Origin of the sequence: Streptomyces sp. NPDC046215 (genome assembly GCF_040646215.1) — a bacterium.
Lineage (GTDB): Bacteria > Actinomycetota > Actinomycetes > Streptomycetales > Streptomycetaceae > Streptomyces > Streptomyces stramineus.
Window position 1 is genome coordinate 119,070 of the sequence record NZ_JBEYZW010000009.1, and the last position, 19,774, is coordinate 138,843.

Annotated in this window: 14 protein-coding genes and 1 pseudogene; 5 read left to right on the top strand and 10 right to left on the bottom strand. The window is 73.6% G+C overall.

Annotation, left to right across the window (positions count from 1 at the left end; genetic code table 11):
• Nucleotides 1-253: 253 nt before the first annotated feature.
• The 3 genes from ABZ951_RS06550 to ABZ951_RS06560 are packed head-to-tail and all read right to left on the bottom strand — an operon-like array spanning nt 254 to nt 3,368.
• The gene (locus tag ABZ951_RS06550; RefSeq protein ID WP_344092631.1) at nt 254-1,096 is read right to left on the bottom strand and encodes a sugar phosphate isomerase/epimerase family protein; all 843 of its coding nucleotides are present in this window, start codon (nt 1,094-1,096) and stop codon (nt 254-256) included.
• On the bottom strand, nt 1,093-2,250 hold the full coding sequence (locus ABZ951_RS06555; protein WP_344092630.1) for a dihydrodipicolinate synthase family protein: 1,158 nt from the start codon (nt 2,248-2,250) through the stop codon (nt 1,093-1,095). The genes ABZ951_RS06550 and ABZ951_RS06555 overlap by 4 nt, the downstream gene beginning before the upstream one ends.
• Nucleotides 2,247-3,368, bottom strand: coding sequence for a Gfo/Idh/MocA family oxidoreductase (locus ABZ951_RS06560; RefSeq protein ID WP_344092697.1), 1,122 nt, complete (start codon nt 3,366-3,368; stop codon nt 2,247-2,249). Before ABZ951_RS06560 ends, ABZ951_RS06555 begins: the two co-directional genes overlap by 4 nt.
• A gap of 97 nt (nt 3,369-3,465) precedes the next feature.
• Between ABZ951_RS06560 and ABZ951_RS06565 the strand changes: the two are divergent.
• Nucleotides 3,466-4,248: pseudogene (locus tag ABZ951_RS06565) on the top strand (sugar phosphate isomerase/epimerase family protein); the annotation flags it as partial.
• Here ABZ951_RS06565 and ABZ951_RS06570 read toward each other — a convergent pair.
• The gene (locus tag ABZ951_RS06570; RefSeq protein ID WP_344092627.1) at nt 4,130-5,119 is read right to left on the bottom strand and encodes an EamA family transporter; all 990 of its coding nucleotides are present in this window, start codon (nt 5,117-5,119) and stop codon (nt 4,130-4,132) included. The pseudogene ABZ951_RS06565 and the gene ABZ951_RS06570 sit on opposite strands and share 119 nt — an antisense overlap.
• A gap of 159 nt (nt 5,120-5,278) precedes the next feature.
• Between ABZ951_RS06570 and ABZ951_RS06575 the strand changes: the two genes are divergently transcribed.
• From ABZ951_RS06575 to ABZ951_RS06585, 3 genes are all read left to right on the top strand, one after another.
• On the top strand, nt 5,279-6,217 hold the full coding sequence (locus tag ABZ951_RS06575) for a LysR family transcriptional regulator (protein ID WP_344092624.1): 939 nt from the start codon (nt 5,279-5,281) through the stop codon (nt 6,215-6,217).
• A 25-nt stretch (nt 6,218-6,242) separates the two neighbouring features.
• Nucleotides 6,243-6,866 carry a TetR/AcrR family transcriptional regulator gene (locus tag ABZ951_RS06580; RefSeq protein WP_344092622.1) on the top strand — a complete coding sequence of 208 codons (624 nt, stop codon included), beginning with the start codon at nt 6,243-6,245 and terminating at the stop codon, nt 6,864-6,866.
• A 235-nt stretch (nt 6,867-7,101) separates the two neighbouring features.
• Nucleotides 7,102-7,719 carry a hypothetical protein gene (locus ABZ951_RS06585; RefSeq protein ID WP_344092620.1) on the top strand — a complete coding sequence of 206 codons (618 nt, stop codon included), beginning with the start codon at nt 7,102-7,104 and terminating at the stop codon, nt 7,717-7,719.
• A 22-nt stretch (nt 7,720-7,741) separates the two neighbouring features.
• Here the strand turns inward: ABZ951_RS06585 and ABZ951_RS06590 are convergent, their stop codons facing one another.
• From ABZ951_RS06590 to speB, 6 genes are all read right to left on the bottom strand, one after another.
• Nucleotides 7,742-9,175 carry a S28 family serine protease gene (locus ABZ951_RS06590; protein ID WP_344092617.1) on the bottom strand — a complete coding sequence of 478 codons (1,434 nt, stop codon included), beginning with the start codon at nt 9,173-9,175 and terminating at the stop codon, nt 7,742-7,744.
• Between the two features lie 166 nt (nt 9,176-9,341).
• Nucleotides 9,342-9,929, bottom strand: coding sequence for a dihydrofolate reductase family protein (locus ABZ951_RS06595; RefSeq protein WP_344092615.1), 588 nt, complete (start codon nt 9,927-9,929; stop codon nt 9,342-9,344).
• 54 nt (nt 9,930-9,983) lie between these two features.
• Complete coding sequence (locus ABZ951_RS06600) at nt 9,984-13,754, bottom strand: ABC transporter ATP-binding protein (RefSeq protein WP_344092613.1); 3,771 nt, start codon at nt 13,752-13,754, stop codon at nt 9,984-9,986.
• A 277-nt stretch (nt 13,755-14,031) separates the two neighbouring features.
• On the bottom strand, nt 14,032-15,108 hold the full coding sequence (locus ABZ951_RS06605; protein ID WP_344092611.1) for an esterase-like activity of phytase family protein: 1,077 nt from the start codon (nt 15,106-15,108) through the stop codon (nt 14,032-14,034).
• Nucleotides 15,109-15,261: 153 nt separating this feature from the next.
• Nucleotides 15,262-17,403, bottom strand: coding sequence for a potassium-transporting ATPase subunit KdpB (gene kdpB, locus ABZ951_RS06610; protein ID WP_344092608.1), 2,142 nt, complete (start codon nt 17,401-17,403; stop codon nt 15,262-15,264).
• A gap of 237 nt (nt 17,404-17,640) precedes the next feature.
• Nucleotides 17,641-18,612, bottom strand: a complete 972-nt coding sequence (speB, locus tag ABZ951_RS06615) for an agmatinase (protein ID WP_344092606.1) — start codon at nt 18,610-18,612, stop codon at nt 17,641-17,643.
• A gap of 179 nt (nt 18,613-18,791) precedes the next feature.
• On the opposite strand from speB, the gene ABZ951_RS06620 reads away from it, so the two are divergent.
• A complete protein-coding gene (locus ABZ951_RS06620; RefSeq protein WP_344092604.1) occupies nt 18,792-19,577 on the top strand; it encodes a phosphatase in 786 nt (261 codons plus the stop codon).
• Nucleotides 19,578-19,774 lie beyond the last annotated feature (197 nt).

Below are 19,774 nucleotides of genomic sequence, written 5' to 3' on the forward strand. Positions count from 1 at the left end.
ACCCGGGCGCGCGAGCGGGATTGGGCGCTCGGGGGCGGCGGCCCGCGGAAAGGGGCGGGCGAAAAACCGAGGGGCCCGGTCCGACGACCGGGCCCCTCGGGTACCCCCCACAACCGGCTTCCCCGAATCCCCCCGGATCCCTCCCCGGGAAGCCTGATGTCCAGTACGACCGCTGTAGGCCGCAAAGGGTTGCAACGCTTTCAAGGAGTTATCGTTCCGTTACCGAAGGTGGGCTTCCGACCTGGGCGGTTACCTACGGTATGTCGAGGACGAACCGCCGGTAGCGGTCGAGGACCTCGGCCAGGGCGCCGGCGCCGTCGCGCGCCCACAGCCGGGGGCTGAAGATCTCGGCCTCGACGGGCCCCCGGTAGCCGGCGGCGTCGACCCGGCGGCGGAACCACCGCAGGTCCACGCACCCGTCACCGAGCTGCCCGCGCCCCAGCAGCGCCCCTTCGGGCAGCGGGGTGACCCAGTCGGCGAGCTGGAACGCCGCGATCCGGCCGCCCTCGCCCGCCCGCCGGAGCTGGCCGGCCACGGTGTCGTCCCACCACAGGTGGTACGTGTCGATCACCACGCCGGCCTGGTCCGCGGGGAACCGCTCGGCGAGGTCGAGCGCCTGCCGCAGGGTCGTGACGACGCAGCGGTCGGAGGCGTACATCGGGTGCAGGGCCTCGATCGCGAGCCGCACTCCGCACCCGGCCGCGCGGGGACACAGCTCGGCCAGCGCGTCGGCGACCCGCTCCCGGGCCCCGGCCAGGTCCCGGCTGCCCGGCGGCAGCCCGCCGGCGACGAGGACGAGGGTGCGGGTGCCGAGCTCGGCGGCCTCCTCGATCGCCGCCCGGTTGTCGGCGAGCGCGGCGGCCCGGCCGGTGGCGTCGGCGGCGGTCAGGAAACCCCCGCGGCACAGGCTGCTGACGGAGAGTCCGGCGTCGCGGACGAGCCGGGCCGCCGCGCTCGCGCCGTGGCGGCGGACGGGCTCGCGCCACAGCCCGACGTGGCGGACCCCGGCCGCCGCGCAGCCCGCCACGAGCTCGGGCAGGGACCACTGGCGGACCGTCTGCTGGTTGAGGCTGAAGCGCGCGAGGCCGCCCGTCACGGCCCCGCCCCGTGCACGGCCAGCAGCCGGCCCATCCGGGCCTCCGCGCGCTCCGGATCGGGGAACAGCCCCAGACCGTCGGCGAGTTCGTAGGCGCGCGCCAGGTGCGGCAGGGAGCGCGCGGCGTGCAGGCCGCCGGCCATGGTGAAGTGGTCCTGGTGCCCGGCGAGCCAGGCGAGCAGCACGATGCCGGTCTTGTAGGAGCGGACGGGTGGGGCGAAGAGGTGCCGGGCCAGGGGGACGGTCGGATCCAGGAGGGCCCGGAAGCCGCGCCGGTCGCCCGCGTCCAGCCGCCGCACGGCGTGGGCCGCCAGGGGCGCCAGCGGGTCGAGGACGCCGAGCAGGGCGTCGCTGTGGCCGTCCGCGTCGCCGTCGACGAGGGCGGGGTAGTGGAGGTCGTCGCCGGTGTAGCAGCGGACCCCGGCGGGGAGGCGGCGGCGCAGCGCGGTCTCCCGGCGGGCGTCCAGCAGCGACACCTTGACGCCGTCGACCTTCCCCGGGTGGGCGGCGACGAGGTCGAGCAGGGTGTCGGTGGCGGCGTCAGGGTCGGTGCTGCCCCAGTAGCCCTCCAGAGCGGGGTCGAACATGGGGCCGAGCCAGTGGAGGATCACGGGCCGGGCGGTCTGGCGGAGCAGCCGGCCGTAGACCTCGTGGTAGTCGTCCGGCCCGGCGGCCAGGGCCGCCAGGGCCCGGGAGGCCATGACGACGGCCCGGGCGCCGTGGGACTCCACGTGGGCGAGGTCCTCCTCGTAGGCGGCCGTGACGTCCGCCAGGGTGCCGTACGGGGGTGTGAGCCGGTCGGTGCCGGCTCCGCAGACGAGGTGCCCGCCGGTGGCCTTCGCTTCGGCGGCGGAGCGGCGCACGAGTTCGGCGGCGCCCGCCCGGTCGAGTCCGGCGCCGCGCTGGGCGGTGTCCATGGCTTCGGCGACCCCGAGGCCGTGGGCCCACAGGTGCCGCCGGAAGGCGAGGGTGGCGTCCCAGTCGAGGTCCGCGGGTCCGTCGGGGGTGGTGTTGCCGAAGGGGTCGGCGACGATGTGCGCGGCGGCGAGGACCGCACGGGAGACCGGCGGTGCCGCACGGGCGGGGAGGTCCAGGGGCCGGGAGCGGGACCGGTACGGGCGCAGGGCCCCGGTCGCGTCGGGCAGGTGGATCACGGTGGCGTGACCCGCAGCGGCATCCTGCGGCCCTCCCGGGCGGAGGTCCGGGCCAGGAGGGCGAGGTGCACGCCCCGCGCCCCGGCGTCGAGGCCGAAGCGCCAGGGTTCGTCCCGGGCCACGTGGCGCAGGAACAGCTCCCACTGCGCCTTGAAGGCGTGGGTGAACTCCTCGTTGTCGGGCACGTCCTGCCACTGCGAGCGGAAGTCCGCACCCGCGGCGGTGTCGGGGTTCCACACGGGCCTGGGGGTGACCGAACGGTGCTGGACGCGGCAGTGCCGCAGCCCGGCGACGGCCGACCCTTCGGTGCCGTCGACCTGGAACTCCAGCAGCTCGTCGCGGTGGACCCGGACGGCCCAGGAGGAGTTGAGCTGGACGACGGCGCCGCTCTCCAGCTCCAGGGTCGCGTAGACGGCGTCGTCGGCCTTCACCTCGTAGGGTCTGCCGCGCTCGTCCCAGCGGCGCGGTATGTGGGTGGCCAGGTGGGCCTGCACGGAGGCGATGGGGCCGAACAGCTCCCGCAGGACGTACTCCCAGTGGGGGAACATGTCGGTGGTGATGCCCTCGTCCTCGCTGCGGTAGTTCCACGAGGGCCGCTGGGCGCTCTGCCAGTCGCCTTCGAAGACCCAGTAGCCGAACTCCCCGCGGACGGACAGGACGCGGCCGAAGAAGCCGCCGTCCAGCAGCCGCTTGAGCTTGCGGATGCCGGGGAGGAAGAGCTTGTCCTGGACGACGCCGTGCTTGACGCCCGCCTCCTCGGCCCGCCGGTGGAGGTCCATGGCGCCCCCGATGTCGGGGGCGGTGGGCTTCTCGCAGTAGACGTGCTTGCCCGCGGCGATGGCCCGGCGCAGGGCGGTCTCGCGGGCGGAGGTGGTCTGGGCGTCGAAATAGACGTCGACGGTGGGGTCGCCGAGGGCGGCCCCGAGGTCGTCGGTCCACTCCTCGATCCCGTACCGCCCGGCGAGGGCGGCCAGGCGCCGCGCGTCGCGCCCCACGAGGACCGGCTCGGGCCACAGCACCGTGCCGTCGCCGAGGTCGATGCCGCCCTCTTCCCGCAGGGCGAGGACGGAGCGGACGAGGTGCTGGTGGTGGCCCATGCGCCCGGTGACGCCGTTCATGGCGATGCGCAGGGTCTGCCTGGTGGCTCCCGTGGCGGTCACCCCCTTCTGCCGTAGAGGAAGCATTTCCCGCCCGCCTCCGGGGAACCCGGTCCTCATGAAACTGGCTTTTTCCACGCTCGGCATGCCCGGTCGACCCCTGTCGGAGGTGGTGCGGCTCGCCCGCACGCACGGCTATGACGGCGTCGAACTGAGGGCGCACCCGGAGGAGCCCGTGCACCCCGGCATCGGGGCGGCGGAGCGGGCCGCGGCCGCCGGGGAGTTCGCGGCGGCGGGGGTGGAGATCCTCGCCGTGGCCGGGTACGCCCAGGTGGCCGCCCCGGAGCCGGACGAGGTGGTGCTCGCGGAGCTGGACGCGCTGGTGCGGCTCGCCGGGGACCTGGGCGCCCGGTACGCGCGGGTGTTCCCCGGCGGGGGTGACCGGCCGGCCGGGGAGGCCGACGCGACGGCCGCCCGCCGGCTGGGGGCCCTCGCGCCGCTCGCCGCGGACCTCGGGGTCCACATCGTCCTGGAGACCCACGACTCGCACCGCCGCGCACAGGACGCGGCGAGGATCCTGGGGCCCGTGGGGCACCCGAACGTGGGGGCGGTGTGGGACGTGCTGCACACCTGGCTCGGCGGCGAGGAGCCGGCCCTCACCTTCCCGGCGCTGGCCCCGCACCTGGGCTATGTGCAGGTGAAGGACGTCGCCTCGGCGGAGGACGTGGCTCCGCTGCCGCTCGGCTCGGGGGTGCTGCCGCTGTCCGAGTGCGTGCGGCAGCTCAGCCGCGAGGGCTGGGACGGCTGGCTGTGCTGGGAGTACGAGAAGCGCTGGCATCCGCAGGCGGCCGATTTCGGGCAGCTGGCGGGGCCGGGGCGGGAGTACCTGCTGGGCCTGCTCGCCGGTTCCGGGGCCGGCTGAGCGCCGTCAGGGAGGTCAGGGCGATCCCGCCCACCAGCAGCGCCGCCGAGCACCACCGCAGGACGCTCACGCCCTCGCCCAGCAGGAGCCCGGCCGAGGACATGCCGAAGACGGGCACCAGCAGGGAGAACGGGGCGACGACGGAGGCGTCGTAGGTGCGCAGCAGGAACCCCCAGGCGCCGAAGCCGAGGACGGTGGAGACCCAGGCGACGAAGAGCAGGGCGCCGAGGCCGCTCAGGTCGAGGGAGCGCAGGGCCGCGGCGTCGGCGTCCGGGCCTTCGAAGAGCAGCGAGAGCAGCAGCAGCGGCAGCACCGGGACGACGCTGAGCCAGACCGTGAACCGCAGGGCGTCGGCGGGCGCGGCCTTGCGGGTCAGGACGTTGGAGACGCCCCAGAAGGCCGCGGCGGCGAGGGTGAGGGAGAAGCCGAGGAGCGGTCCGGACGCGCCCTCGTCGACCGCGGCGAGCGCGATGCCCGCCAGGGCCACCGCCATGCCCAGCAGGCGGGTGCGGCCGGGCCGTTCCCCCAGGGTCGCCATGGCGAGGAGCGCGGTGAAGACCGCCTGGGCCTGGAGCACCAGCGAGGCCAGCCCGGCGGGCATGCCCTGGTGCATGCCGACGAACAGCAGCCCGAACTTCCCCACCCCGAGGACCAGTCCGACGGCGATGATCCACCGCCACCGCACCGGCGGTCCGCCCACCAGGAAGACGGCGGGCACGGCCGCCGCGAGGAATCTCAGGGCGCAGAAGAGCAGGGGTGGGAAGTGGTCGAGGCCCACGTCGATGACGATGAAGTTGACGCCCCATACGGCGGCGACGAGGACGGCGAGAGCGATGTGCATCGGGCGCATGTGATCAAGCCTTGCCGCCCGGACTCTGTAGCACCAGCTCACATTCCTTCATGATGGGATTCAGCAACACTGAATTGGCATCACTGAATCGGCATCACTGAATCGGCATCACTGAATCCACTGCACTGCATCGGCACCACTGCGTCGGAGGTCTCGACCATGCTGGATCTGTCCCGGCTGCGGGCGCTGCACGCCGTCTCCGTCCACGGGTCGGTCAGCGCCGCCGCCGTCGCGCTGGGCTACACCCCGTCGGCCGTCTCGCAGGCCGTGACCAAGCTGGAGCGGGAGACCCGCACGACGCTGCTGGAGCGCCGGGGCCGCGGGGTGGTCCTCACGGACGCGGCCCGCGGGCTGGCGGCGACGGCGCAGCAGTTGCTGGCGCTGGTCGAGCGGGCGGAGACGGAGCTGGAGGAGCGGCGGGGGCTGCCGGCGGGGCGGCTGGTCGTCGGGGCCTTCGCCACCGCGGCGCGCGGCCTGCTGCCGGGGGCGCTGGCCCGGCTCGCCCGGGAGCACCCGGCCCTGGACACCCGGCTGGTGGAGGTGGATCCGCACCTGTCGGTGGACCTGGTCGCGCAGGGGGTGCTCGACCTGGCCGTCACGCACGACTGGGACATCGCGCCGCTGCCCGCGCCGGAGGGGCTGGAGCGGGTGGTGATCGGGGACGACCGGTGCGACGTACTCGTCCCCGAGGGGCATCCGCTGGCCGGGCGGGAGGTGCTCGACCGCGGTGACCTGGCGGGGCGGCGCTGGATCTGCCAGCCGCCGGGCACGGTCTGTCACGACTGGCTCGTACGGACCCTGCGCGCCTCCGGGCACGAGCCGGACCTGGCCCACCAGGCCGCCGAGTACCACACCCAGGTGGCGCTCGTCGCCGCCGGCCTGGGCATCGCCCTCATGCCCCGCCTGGGCAGCGGCCCGCTCCCGGAGGGCGTGCTCGCGATCCCCCTCGAACCCATGCCCGTGCGGCGGTTGTTCGCGGTGTGGCGCACCGGGGCCTCCCGCCGCCCGGCGATCACGGAAACCGTCCGCACGCTGCTCGAACAGTGGCCGGAGCACGACGTTGATCGGTCGCTTAGACCAGCTGATCAAACCGTATGATGCAGCCTCGGGAGAGGGCTCGTACATGACGGTGGACACCAAGGAACGACTGATCAGCGCGGCCGGCACCGTGCTCAGGACGCAGGGGTACAACAAGTCCAGCGCCCGGACCATCGCCAAGGAGGCCGGGGTCAACTCGGCGCTGGTCTTCTACCACTTCGGCGGGGTCGACCCGCTGCTGTTCGCCGCGCTCGACCAGTCCTCCGCCGAGCGGATGGCCGTCCTCACCGAAGCCGTGGCGGACTGCCGCACGCTTGAGGACCTCGTCGTGGCCGGCACCCGCGTCTACCGGCACGACCTCGACGCCGGCCACCTCACGCTGTTCGCCGAGCTCGTGGCCGCCGCCGTCGCCAAGCCCGAGCTCCGCGAGGAGATCAGGACCCGGGCCGAGCCGTGGATGGCGTTCATCGAGGCGACCCTGGAGCGCGTCATCGGGGGCTCCCCGCTGGCCCGGCTCACCCCGCCGCGCGATCTGGCCAACGCGGCGATCACCTTCTACCTCGGCGTCAACCTCTTCACCGTGCTGGACGCCGACCGCTCCCGCACTGAGTCCGTCTTCGCGATGGCCCGGCGGCTCGCCCCGCGTGCCCGCCTGCTGACCCGTCGGCTCCCCGCGCGGCTCGGCGGGAAGCGGCGCGCGCGCACCTGACCCGCGCGCTCCGCGGGGAACCCCTCCGACCGACCCGCCGTCCAACGGCCGTGCTGCCGCCCCCCTCTCCCCCGAGCGGCGCCGACATCCGCCACCGGGCGCGCGGGAGACGGGCGCACGCCCCGCACACACCCACTTTCATCCGCTGCGACGCGCCCGGTACGCCTGGTGTGCGCCGGTCCTGGGCAGCCACGCTGGAGCGCTCAGGGGGACGAGAGAGACGACGGGGGACACCATGCGCCATCGCGCGCTGCCGACGGCGCTGCTCACACTGGTCGCGCTCACCGGGCTCACCGCGCTCGCGGGGTGCGGGACCGCGGTCCCGGACGGGGCCGGACCGGCGGCCGTGCCCGTGGGGACGCCCTCCCCGCCGGGCGGGACGTTCCTGGCGCGCGGCGAGTGCGCCGGCCGCGAGGACGGGCCCTTCACCGAGGTCGACTGCCTGAGCGAGCGGGCCACCGCCCGGGTCCTCGCCCGCTACAACGGCCCACGGGCGCAGGGCCCGCGCTGCCCGGCCGCCACCGATCTCGTCCTGCACGTCGCCGCCGTCGACCAGGGCACCTCGGAGGAGCGCAGCGCGCCCGAGGGGTACGCCTGCATGCGCAATCTCCAGCCCCCGCACCCGGGCGACCCGGGGATGGGCGGCGGCCCGCTGACGGTGCCGGGCGACTGCGTGTACACCGAGCGGGACGGCCTGGTGAAGGAGACCGCCTGCGACGGCTCGGGGGCCCACCCGCCGGAGTACCGGGTGACGGCCGGGGCCGGAGCGCGCTCCGAGTGCCCGCGCTCGACCGACCTGTACGTACACGTGGGCGGCGGGGCACCCGTGGGGTGCGCCCGCCGCCTTCGGTGAAATGCGCCGGAGCCCGGGGGCGTTACGGGCGCAGGCTCTGCTGCCGCTCGACGATCGAGCGGTCCAGCTTCGCGTCGTAGGGCGCCAGCGGCTTGGCCTTCGACTCGTCCTTCTTCACGGTCGCGGGGGTGACCCCGGCCCACTCCAGGACCTCGGCCGTGGCCTTGGCCCGCTCGTCGGCGACGAGCTGGGAGATGTTCGCGCCGTGGTTGGCGCCGGGCGCGTAGAAGCGGTAGTCGTCACGCTTCTCGGCGTTGCGGCCGAGCTGGAACGGCTCGCCGCTCCACGGGTCGTTCTGCCCGTAGACGAAGAGCATCCGCTCGCTGTCGTTGCGCACCCAGCGGTCGATGTCCGCCATGGCGTTGTGGCGGAACTTCATCGGGATGTCGCGCGACACGTAGTTCCGCGGGCTGTAGATCCCGGGGTAGCGCAGCAGGCCCTTGAGGTGCGGGGTCTTGAAGCTGGGGGCGCCGAGCTCGGTGCCCGCCTGGTAGTAGTACGGGGTGAACCGTTCCAGGCCCTGGTCGGTGTAGCCGTCGAAGCCCGAGATGGTGTCGATGAACTTGTAGAGGTCATCGGTGGAGGCGTTGGTCGCGGGCACGGACGTCGCGCAGTCGCTCTGCAGGTGGTACTGCCAGTAGGCCCAGACGAGGTCCATGACCACGTTCTCGTACGCCTTGTCGGCGCTGCCCACGACCTTGAAGGTCTTGCCGTTCTCGTCGGCCCACTTCTGGTAGCGCCCGACGATCTCGTCGCGGCGGACGAGCGCCTCGCGCTGCACCGAGTTCAGCTGCTTGCGGCACGCCTGGTCGCCGACGTTCGCGAAGAACCGGTCGTAGGCCGAGTCCTCGGTGTTGTTCACGTCGTTGGGCGCGACGTAGGCGACGGTGCCGTTCATGTCGTCGGGGTAGAAGCGGCGGTAGTACGTCGCCGTCATCCCGCCCTTGCTGCCGCCGGTGGCCAGCCAGTTCTTGTTGTAGACGGGCTTGAGCGCCTGGTAGAGGCGGTGCTGGTCACTGGCCGCCTGCCAGATGTCGAGCTTGGACCAGTCGGCGGGCTGGGGCCGCGACGGGGTGAAGAAACGGTACTCCATGGAGACCTGGTTGCCGTCGACGATCCGGGTGGGCTCGCTGCGGCTGGGGTTGGTGTTGACGTTGTAGCCGGAGGTGAAGAACACCGTCGGCCGGTCCGTGGACTTGTTCAGCAGGGTGAAGCGCTGCTTGAACGTCCCCTTGGCCGGGTTGCGGTGGTCGACCGGCTGCTCGTAGTTGAGCACGAGGTAGCGGTAGCCCTCATAGGGCTTCTCCTCGACGAAACTCATCCCCGGAATGCTCAGGATGCGTGCCTTGATGTCCGGCTCGGTGGCCGCAGCGGCCGTCCCCGCCGTCGCGCCGCCGACGCCGACGGTGCCTGTCAGCACCGCCAGCGCCAGCATCCCTCTGAGCGCCTTGCGCATTCGCCCTCCCCTGGGTTCGCACAGTTCGCCGCGAACCTACCTGGGGGTACAGCAACTGCACCAGACCTTTCGGCCGGCCATGCGCTCCGCGGGGCGTCGGGTACGTCACTTGCGAGCCCGTTGCGGCCGGCCGCGCAGTTCCCCGCGCCCCTTCGGGCGCGAACCGTCAGCCGGCCGGCTTGGCGTACCGGACGAGGAGCACGCCGTTCTTGAAGGTCCGCGACTCCTTCAGCTCGTACTGCTCCGGCGAGAACTCCGCGTCGAACAGCCGGATGCCGTTGCCGGCGACGAACGGGTAGATCTTCACGACCAGTTCGTCGATCTCGTCGCGCAGCTGACCGGCGAGGTTGCCGCCGCCGCACAGGTAGATGCCCTTGCCCTCGCGCGCCTTGAGCTCACGGACGAGCTCCACCGGGTCGCCGGAGAAGACGGTGACGCCGGGGTCGGGGCTCGTGGTGAGGGACTTCGACACCACGTACTGCTCGAGGTGGGCGTACGGGCTGGTCATGCCCTGCTTCAGGCCCGGCTCGTAGCTGCCGCGCCCCATGAGCACGGTGTCGAAGTCCCGGTTGTCGGGGCCGAGCCCGACGTACGGCCGCGCCGGGGTGGGCATCGCGTCGGGGTAGGCGGCGACGAGGGCGGCGGAGTAGTCCGCGTCGAGGGCGGAGTGCGCCACCATGAACTCGAACTCGTCGTCCGGCCCCGCGATGCAGCCGTCGATGGTCATGCCGATGAAGTAGGTGAGCTTGCGCATGGGTCCCCGTTCTTGATCTTGCTTGTGCAGAGGGTCAACCTACGACATCTCCCCCTACGCGGGAACGGCCTCTCCCGTGAACGTCCGCCACAGCCGCGCGTAGTGCCCGTCGCGGGCCAGCAGCTGCTCGTGGGTGCCGTCCTCCACGACCGCGCCGCGGTCCAGGACCACCACCCGGTCCGCGCGGGCGGCCGTGGTCAGCCGGTGGGCGACGACCAGGGTCGTGCGCCGGCCGGCCAGCCGGTCGGTGGCCTCGTTGACGAGGGCCTCGGTGGCCAGGTCCAGGGCCGCGGTGGCCTCGTCCAGCAGGAGGATGTCCGGGTCGACGAGCTCCGCGCGGGCCAGGGCGATCAACTGCCGCTGGCCGGCGGAGAGGTTGCGGCCGCGCTCGGTGACCGGGTGCAGGTAGCCGCCGTCCAGGGTCGCGACCATCGCGTGGGCACCCACGGCCCGCGCCGCGGCCTCGACCTCGGCGTCCGAGGCGTCCGGGCGCCCGTAGGCGATGGCGTCCCGGACCGTGCCGGGGAAGAGGTAGGGCTCCTGGGGGACGACGCCGAGCCGGTGCCGGTAGTCCGTGGGGTCCAGCTCGCGCAGGTCGTGGCCGTCGACGCGGACGGCGCCGGCGGACGGGTCGTAGAACCGGGCCACCAGCTTGACCAGCGTGGACTTGCCCGCCCCGGTCTCGCCGACGAACGCCACCGTCTGACCGGCGGGCACCCGCAGGTCGACGCCCGACAGCGCCTCCTCGCCGTCGCCGTAGTGGAACCGCACGCCGTCGAAGACGATCTCGCCGTCCAGCGCCCGCACCGGGCGCGGCTTCTCGGCCACCGGAGTCGTCGTCGGCTCGCGCAGCAGCCCCTGCACCCGGCCGAGGGAGACGGTGGCCTGCTGGTAGCCGTCGAAGACCTGGGAGAGCTGCTGCACGGGCGCGAAGAACAGGTCGATGTAGAGCAGGTAGGCCACCAGGGCGCCCGCCGTCAGCGTGCCGGCGCCCACCCGGCCGGCGCCCACGATCAGCACGGCCGCCGCCGCGACGGACGACAGGAGCTGCACGAAGGGGAAGTAGACGGAGATCAGCCACTGGCCGCGCACCCGCGCCTGCCGGTAGGCGTCGCTGCGCTCGGCGAACCGGCGGGCACCGGCCGCCTCGCGGCCGAACGCCTGCACGATCCGCAGCCCGGCGACGCCTTCCTGGAGATCGGCGTTGACGAGCCCGACGCGCTCGCGGGCGAGCTCGTACGCCTGGACGCTCTTGCGCCGGAAGACGACCGTGCCGATGACGAGCAGGGGCAGGGTCGCGAGGACGACGAGGGACAGCCCGGCGTCGATGACGACGAGGGCGACGAGGATGCCGAAGAAGGTGAGGACGGAGACGGCGGCGGTGATCAGCCCGGTCTGGAGGAAGGACGACAGGGCGTCGACGTCCGTCGTCATCCGGGTCATGATCTTGCCGGTGAGCTCCCGCTCGTAGTAGTCGAGACCGAGCCGCTGGAGCTGCGCGAAGATCTTCACCCGGAGCGCGTAGAGCACCCGCTCGCCCGTCCGTCCCGTCAGCCGCATCTCGGCGATCTGGGCGGCCCACTGGGCGAGGACCACGAGCAGGGCGAGCCCGGAGGCGACCCATACCGCGCCGAGCGCCAGGCGCTGGACGCCCGAGTCGATGCCGTGCCGGATCAGCACGGGCAGCAGCAGGCCGGCGACCGCGTCGATCGTCACCAGCAGCAGGCTCAGGGCCAGGGGCGCCCCGAAGCCGCGCAGGAGCCGGCGCAGGCCGTACTCCTGCTCCGGCTGTGCGGCGCGCTCCTCGTCGATGCCGGGGACGTCGGTGGCCGGGGGCAGCGCGGCCACCTGGGCGAGCAGTTCCGGCGTGGCGGGCATCCCGGCCACGTCACCGGTGTCCGCGGTCTTCTCGCGCACCCACAGCGCGGGGGTGACGCCGTTGACCGTGGTGTGCTTGCGGTGACCGGGCGCGGCCGGGGGCCCGGCGAGGGCTTCGGTGACGGCCGGCCGCTCGGCCAGGCCGGTGGCGGACGCCTCGCCGCCGAAGGAGCCCGCGAGGCCCGCGGGGTCCCTGCGGACGCCCGCCAGTTCCTCGGGGTCGGTCAGCAGGGCGCGGTAGCGCGCGGAGCGGCCCTCCAGCTCCTCGGCCGTGCCGATGTCGACGAGGCGGCCGCCGTCGAGGACGGCGATCCGGTCGGCGAGCGCCAGGGTGGACGCGCGGTGGGCGATGAGCAGCGTCGTGCGGCCCGCCATGACGCCGCGCAGCGCCTCGTGGATCTCGTGTTCGACGCGGGCGTCGACGGCGGAGGTCGCGTCGTCGAGCAGCAGCAGCCGGGGGTCGGTGAGGATGGCGCGGGCGAGGGCGATGCGCTGGCGCTGGCCGCCGGAGAGGGTCAGGCCCTGTTCGCCGACGGCGGTGTCGTAGCCGTCGGGGAGGCGGGAGATGAAGTCGTCTGCCTGGGCGGCGCGGGCCGCGGCCCGGACCTGCTCGTCGGTGGCGTCCGGGTGCCCGTAGGCGATGTTGTCGCGGATGCTGTCGGAGAACAGGAAGCTGTCCTCGGGGACCAGCCCGATGGCGGCGCGCAGCGAGGGCAGCGTCAGGTCGCGCACGTCGTGGCCGCCGACGCGGACCGCGCCGCCGGAGACGTCGTAGAAGCGCGGCAGCAGCAGCGAGACGGTGGACTTGCCGCTGCCGGACGCGCCGACGACGGCGACGGTCTCGCCGGGTTCGACGCGCAGTGAGAAGCCGTCGAGGACGGGCCGCTCGGGGTCGTAGCCGAAGGTCACGCTGTCGAATTCGACGGTGGCGGGCGCGTCCTCGGGCAGGGGGCGGGCGTCGGGGCGCTCGCGGACGACCGGCTCGGTGTCGATGAGTTCGTAGACGCGCTCGACGCCGGCGCGGGCCTGCTGGCCGACGGTGAGCACCATGGTGAGCATCCGGACCGGGCCGACGAGCTGGGCGAGGTAGGTGGAGAAGGCGACGAAGGTGCCGAGGGTGATCTGGCCGCGCGTGGCCATCCAGCCGCCGACCGCGAGCATGGCCACCTGGCCGAGGGAGGGGACGGCCTGGAGGGCGGGGGTGTAGCGGGAGTTGAGGCGCACGGTGCGCAGGCGCCCGGCGAAGAGGCGGCGGCTGACCTCGCGGAGCTTGCCGGCCTCCTGGGCCTCCTGCCCGAAGCCCTTGACGACGCGCACGCCGGTGACGGCGCCGTCCACGACGCCCGCGACGGCGGCGGCCTGTCCCTGGGCGTACCAGGTGGCGGGGAAGAGCTTGGTGCGGCTGCGCAGGGCGAGGAACCACAGGGCGGGGGCCACGGCGAGTGCGATGAGCGTGAGCAGCGGGGAGAGCGCCGCCATGACGACGAGGGAGATGGCGAAGAGGAGGATGTTCCCGATCATCATCGGCAGCATGAACAGCAGGCTCTGGACGAGCTGGAGGTCGGTGGTGCCGCGGCCGACGACCTGGCCGGTGGAGAGTTCGTCCTGCCGCCTGCCGTCCAGGCGGGCGATGGAGGCGAACATCGCGGTCCGCAGGTCGTGCTGCACGTCGAGCGCGAGCCGTCCGCCGTAATACCGGCGGAGGTAGGTCAGGCCGTAGACGACGACCGCGGCACCTATGAGGAGGCCGGCCCAGGGGGCCAGCGGGCGGTCGCCGTCGCCTATGACGTCGTCGATGATCAGCTTGGTGATCAGGGGGACGAGGGCCATGACGGCCATGCCGGCGAGCGAGGACCCGAGGGCGAGCAGCACGGTGCGCCGGTATTGCCAGCAGTGCCGTGCGAGCCGCCTGGCCCATCCTTGGCCGGTTGTGTCCTTCGCCGCCACCGAGACCTCCGTCTGTCCCCACCGTCACCGTGCTAACGGAAGGCCCCAACGCTCTGGGCTGCGATTTTCATCCCATCGCAACAAAGTAGGGGCGCGCGGCGGAGGCAGTACAGGGCGTGCGGACCGCGGCCTGCCCGGGGGGTCAGGGGGCGCGCCACGCTGCGCGGTGGTGCGCCGAGCGCCCTGCGGGCGCGTCCTCAGGCGGCAAAAAGCCGGACGCGCCGTGGGCGGTACCGCTCGCCGCCGCAGGCGGCAAGGACGGCCCTCCGGTCACCCCCTAGGACTGGCGCGGCAAGCGCACGGTCAGGGAGTAGAGGCGAGTGATCTGCTTGGGGTTCTGGTTGTCGTCGCTCACCAGCAGAACGCGCAGGCGGCCCGCGGCGTCGCGGCCGGTGACGGCGAGGCCCTCGATGTTGTCCAGGAGGGGGTTGGGCTGCGGCTGCCGGGCGGTCGCGCCGAGGGACGGGCAGGCGCCGATGTCGGCGAGCAGCGTCTTGCGGACGGGCCGGACACCGGGGCCGCCGGGCAGCGCCGGGGTGGCGCTCACGTCGCTCGCGCCGCGGGGGTCGGCGAGGTAGAGGCGCACGGTGTTGCCCACACCGGCCGTGAAGCCGCGTTCGAGGACCAGGAGGCGGCCGTCGCCGGTGGCGGTGGTCTCGGCGACGCCCAGGCCCTTGTCGGCCGGGTAGGCGTACTGGCGGGCCGGGCGGAATTCCCCGGCGCCGCGGCGCTCCCAGGTCTGGAAGCGGACGAGGGGGCGGCCGTCGGCGGCCGGCCCGTCGCCGGTGAGCGGGCCCTCCATGGAGGCGATCAGGGTGCGGCCGCCGGGCTGGAGCGTCAGGCCCTCGAAGGTGTCGTTGGGCGCGGCCCGCCCGGCCGGGGCGACCCGCAGGGCGTCCGGCACGGGAATGCTGCCCAGGAGCTTGCCGGCGCGGTCGTAGCGGCGGACGGACGGCTCGGTCTCGGAGGTGACGAGCCGGGTGCCGTCGCGGTCGACGACGAGCCCTTCGGAGTCGAGCGCGGCGCCCTTCTCGTCGGCGAGCTGCACGAGGCCGGCGGGCGTCGCGGCGGGGCCCCGGCGCCCGTGGCGCACGTCGAGGGAGAAGAGCTGGGAGCGGTCGGAGAGGGCGGCGACGGTGCCGTCCCGGTCGACGGCGAGGGCGGAGAGGTTGCCCACGAAGGCGCCCTGGAAGGTCGTCTTGTCAAGGCCGTCGCCGAACCCGGCTATCCGGGTGGACGGGGAGCAGCTCGCGGCGCTTCCGTGCGCCCGGGCGGTGGCGGTGCCGGCGGCGGTCAGGCAGGTGGCGAGCGCCAGGGCGGCGGTCGTGGCGGCGAGCACGGGTCTGATGCGCATGGAGGGCCCTCCTCGGATCGAGCGGGATCGAGCGGGATCAAGCAGGATCGGCTTCGATCGACAGTAGAGCCCGTTGTGACAAGGAGAGTTGAGTTCCGGGGAATTCGGGCGGTCGGTCCGGGGCCGGTCGGGAGGACGCGCGGTCACACCCCGTCAGATGCCCGGGACGAACTGGATCAGCAGGTCGATGAGCTTGATGCCGAGGAACGGCGCGACGAGGCCGCCCAGCCCGTACACCCGCAGGTTGCGGCGCAGCAGCGCGTGGGCGGAGGAGGGCGCGTAGCGCACGCCGCGCAGGGCGAGCGGGATCAGGGCGACGATCACCAGAGCGTTGAAGACGATCGCCGAGGCGATGGCGGACGTCGAGCTGTGCAGGCCCATGATGTTGAGCTTCTCCAGGCCCTCGTAGCCGGCCACGCCGCTGAACATCGCGGGGACGATCGCGAAGTACTTGGCGACGTCGTTGCAGATGGAGAAGGTGGTGAGGGCGCCGCGGGTGATGAGGAGCTGCTTGCCGACCTCGACGATCTCGATGAGTTTGGTGGGGTTGGAGTCCAGGTCCACCATGTTCCCGGCCTCCTTGGCGGCCGAGGTGCCGGTGTTCATCGCGACGCCGACGTCGGCCTGGGCCAGCGCGGGCGCGTCGTTGGTGCCGTCGCCGGTCATCGCGACGAGGTTGCCGCCCGCCTGCTCCTGCCGGATCCGGGCGAGCTTGTCCTCGGGGGTGGCCTCGGCCAGGAAGTCGTCGACACCCGCCTCCTCGGCGATGGCCCTGGCCGTCAGCGGGTTGTCTCCGGTGATCATCACGGTCTTGATGCCCATGGCGCGCAGGTCGGCGAAGCGCTCGGCGATGCCGGGTTTGACGACGTCCTTGAGGTGGACGGCGCCCAGCACCCGGGCGCCCCCGCGGTCCTCGACGGCGACGAGCAGCGGGGTTCCGCCCCCGGCCGCGATGGAGTCGGTGATCCACCCGGCCTCGGCGGGCACCCGGCCGCCGCGCCGGAGGACCCAGTCGGTGACGGCGGCGCCCGCGCCCTTGCGGATGCGGCAGAAGTCGTCCCGGAAGGCGAAGTCGGCCCCGCTCATCCTCGTCTGCGCCGAGAAGGGCACGAACCGGCCGTGGGTGAAGTCGGCGTCGGTGTGCTGGATCCCGTACCGCTGGGAGAGGGCGACGACCGAACGGCCTTCGGGGGTCTCGTCGGCGAGCGAGGCGAGCTGGGCGGCGTCGGCCAGGAGCTCCTGGGTGACGCCCTGGACGGGGACGAAGGAGGCGGCCTGCCGGTCGCCGAGGGTGATGGTGCCGGTCTTGTCCAGGAGCAGGGTGTTGACGTCGCCCGCGGCCTCGACGGCGCGGCCCGACAGGGCCAGGACGTTGCGCTGGACGAGCCGGTCCATGCCGGCGATGCCGATCGCGGACAGCAGCGCCCCGATGGTCGTCGGGATGAGGGTCACCAGCAGGGCGACGAGCACGGTGATCGTCTGCGAGGCGCCCGCCCAGGCGGCCATGGGCTGGAGCGAGACCACGGCCAGGATGAAGATCACGGTGAGGCAGGCGAGCAGGATGTTCAGGGCCAGCTCGTTGGGGGTCTTCTGCCGGGTGGTGCCCTCGACCAGCGCGATCATGCGGTCCAGGAAGGTGTGGCCGGGCCGGGAGGTGATCCGCACGACGATCCGGTCCGAGAGCACCGTGGTGCCGCCGGTGACGCCGGAACGGTCGCCGCCGGCCTCGCGGATCACCGGCGCGGACTCGCCGGTGACGGCCGACTCGTCGACCGCGGCGACCCCCTCGACGACCTCGCCGTCGCCGGGGACGACGCCGCCCGCCTCGACCACGACGAAGTCCTGCGGCCGCAGGTCGGCGGCGGGGACGCGCTGCTCGTCCCAGTCGCGCCGGTCGATGCCGACGCGCCAGGTCCGCAGGCGCCGGGCGACGAGGGCGCCGCGGGTGCGCCGCAGGCTCTCCGCCTGGGCCTTGCCCCGGCCCTCGGCGACGGCCTCGGCGAGATTGGCGAAGACGACGGTGAGCCAGAGCCAGCCGCTGATCAGCCAGGCGAAGACGGACGGGGCCAGCACCGCGGAGAGCGTGGTGAGGACGGCGCCGACCTCGACGACGAACATCACCGGGTTGCGGACCATCACCCGGGGGTGCAGCTTGCGGACGGCGTCCGGGAGGGACGTGATCAGCTGCTTGGGGTCGATCGCGCCGCCGGCCACCTGCCGGCGGCGGCGTCGCGCGGCCCGGGCCGGTGCCGGGCCCTGCGGGGCGGTGTCCTGTTCGGGGACCAGGTGCAGCATCAGCGGGACGGCCTTCGACGGAGAGGTGGAACGATCACCTCAGCCAACCGTCTCCGGCCCGCCCCGCGGGCGCTTCCTTACGGGGCCTTGTCGCCCGGCGGCCCCGGCCTGACGCGGCCTTGACGGGCGGGACGGGCCGGGGGCCGCGCCCCGGAGGAGCGCGGGGAACCGCGGGACAAGGTCCCCCACACCCGCGGGTGTGGTGGGCCGCAAAAGGGGCCTGCGGCCCCCTCGGCGTCAGCCGCGCGCGGCCGCGATCTGCCGGGACATGATCGTGGTGAGCTCGTACGCCGTGTGGGACGCCGCCACCGAGGTGAGCTCGGCGTGGTCGTAGGCCGGGGCCACCTCGACCACGTCCGCCGAGACCAGGTTGCAGTCCGACAGCCCGCGGATGATCTCCAGCAGCTCGCGGGAGGTCAGGCCGCCGGCCTCGGGGGTGCCGGTGCCGGGGGCGTGGGCGGGGTCCAGGACGTCGATGTCGATGGAGATGTACAGCGGGCGGTTCCCGATGCGCTGGCGGAGCTGGTCGGCCACCTCGTCGACGCCGCGGCGCATGACGTCCGCCGAGGTGACGATGCCGAAGCCCATCTTCGCGTCGTCGTCCAGGTCCTTCTTGCCGTAGAGCGGACCGCGGGTGCCGACGTGGGAGAGCGCCTCGGTGTCGAGGATGCCCTCCTCCACGGCCCGGCGGAACGGCGTGCCGTGGGTGTACTCGGCACCGAAGTAGGTGTCCCAGGTGTCCAGGTGCGCGTCGAAGTGCAGCAGGGCGACCGGGCCGTGCTTCTTGGCGACGGAGCGCAGCAGGGGCAGCGCGATGGTGTGGTCGCCGCCCAGGGTCATCAGGCGGGCGCCGGTGCCCAGCAGGTCGTCGGCCGCGGCCTCGATGGTGTCGACGGCCTCGTTGATGTTGAACGGGTTCGCCGCGATGTCCCCGGCGTCCGCGACCTGCGCCAGCGCGAAGGGGGAGGCGTCCTGCGCCGGGTTGTACGGGCGCAGCAGCCGGGACGCCTCGCGGATGGCGTTGCCGCCGAAGCGGGCGCCGGGCCGGTAGGAGACGCCGCTGTCGAAGGGGACGCCGACGACGGCGACGTCGGCGGCGCCGACCTCGTCCAGGCGCGGCAGGCGGGCGAAGGTCGCCGGGCCGGCGTAGCGCGGGATGCGGGAGGAGTCGACGGGTCCGCGCGGGTCACGGGGGGCGGGGGTGTTCATGCGAGGGCCTCTCGAAATCACGGACGCGTTACGGTCGGAACAACGCCGGGGCGGCGGCGACGGACGTACCCGAGGGTAGGCAGGGCGACGGATTCCGCACATGTACGTAATTGAGGAACCGGCTCCGCCATATGGACACCACGTCCAGCGCGCGCCACTCGGGGGAGAGAATGAGCCGTATGCCGATACCCACCCGCGCAGAACTGATCGACCACCTCGTCCGCACCCGGATCGCCGGGGCCGTGGCGACCCCGCGCGAGAACAACCTCGACCACTACCGCAAGCTCGCGGCCGGTGACCGCCACTACTGGCTGGGGCTGGAGCTCGGCGACCGCTGGACCGACGAGCAGGACGTCCTGGCCGTCATGGCCGAGCGCTGCGGCGTCAGCGACGACCTGGCCCACCGGTCCGGCCAGGACACCATCGACCCGGAGCTGACGGTCGACGCCCTGGAGCGCATGGCCACGGTGCTGCGCAAGGCCGCGGAGAGCCGCAAGCGGGTGCTGTTCGCGACCGGCCACCCGGGCGGGCTGCTGGACGTGCACCGGGCGACGGCCGCGGCACTGCGGATGACGGGCTGCGAGATCATGGTCATCCCGGGCGGGCTGACGGCCGACGAGGGCTACGTCTTCCAGTTCGCCGACGTGGCCGTCTTCGAGCGCGGCGCGACGCTCTGGCACACCCACTCCCCCGCCCCGATGGCCGCGATCCTCGACGGTCTCGCGCGCGAGGGGCGGCAGCTGCCCGAGCTGGTCGTGGCCGACCACGGCTGGGCGGGCTGCGCGGCACAGCGCGGCATCGACGCGGTCGGGTACGCGGACTCCAACGACCCGGCCCTCTTCCTCGCCGAATCCGAGGGCACGCTGCAGGTGGCGGTGCCCATCGACGACCACGTCACCGACCCGCGGTTCTACGACCCGATGACGGCGTACCTGCTGGGCGCGGCCGGCCTGCCGACGGGCTAGCGCCCTGGCTTGCGGGTTTCGGCTGCGGGTCTGTCGTTGCCGCGTTGCCGGACGCGGCGCGTCTGTCGGAGCCGCCTGCGGCGGCGAACGCCCTGCGGGCGCGTCCTCAAAGGCGCCGCCGGGGGGTATGGCCCCGCCCCCCGGGCGGTCCACGGCCACGAGCCCCCCCCCCCGCGGGGGGCCGCCCACAACCACCC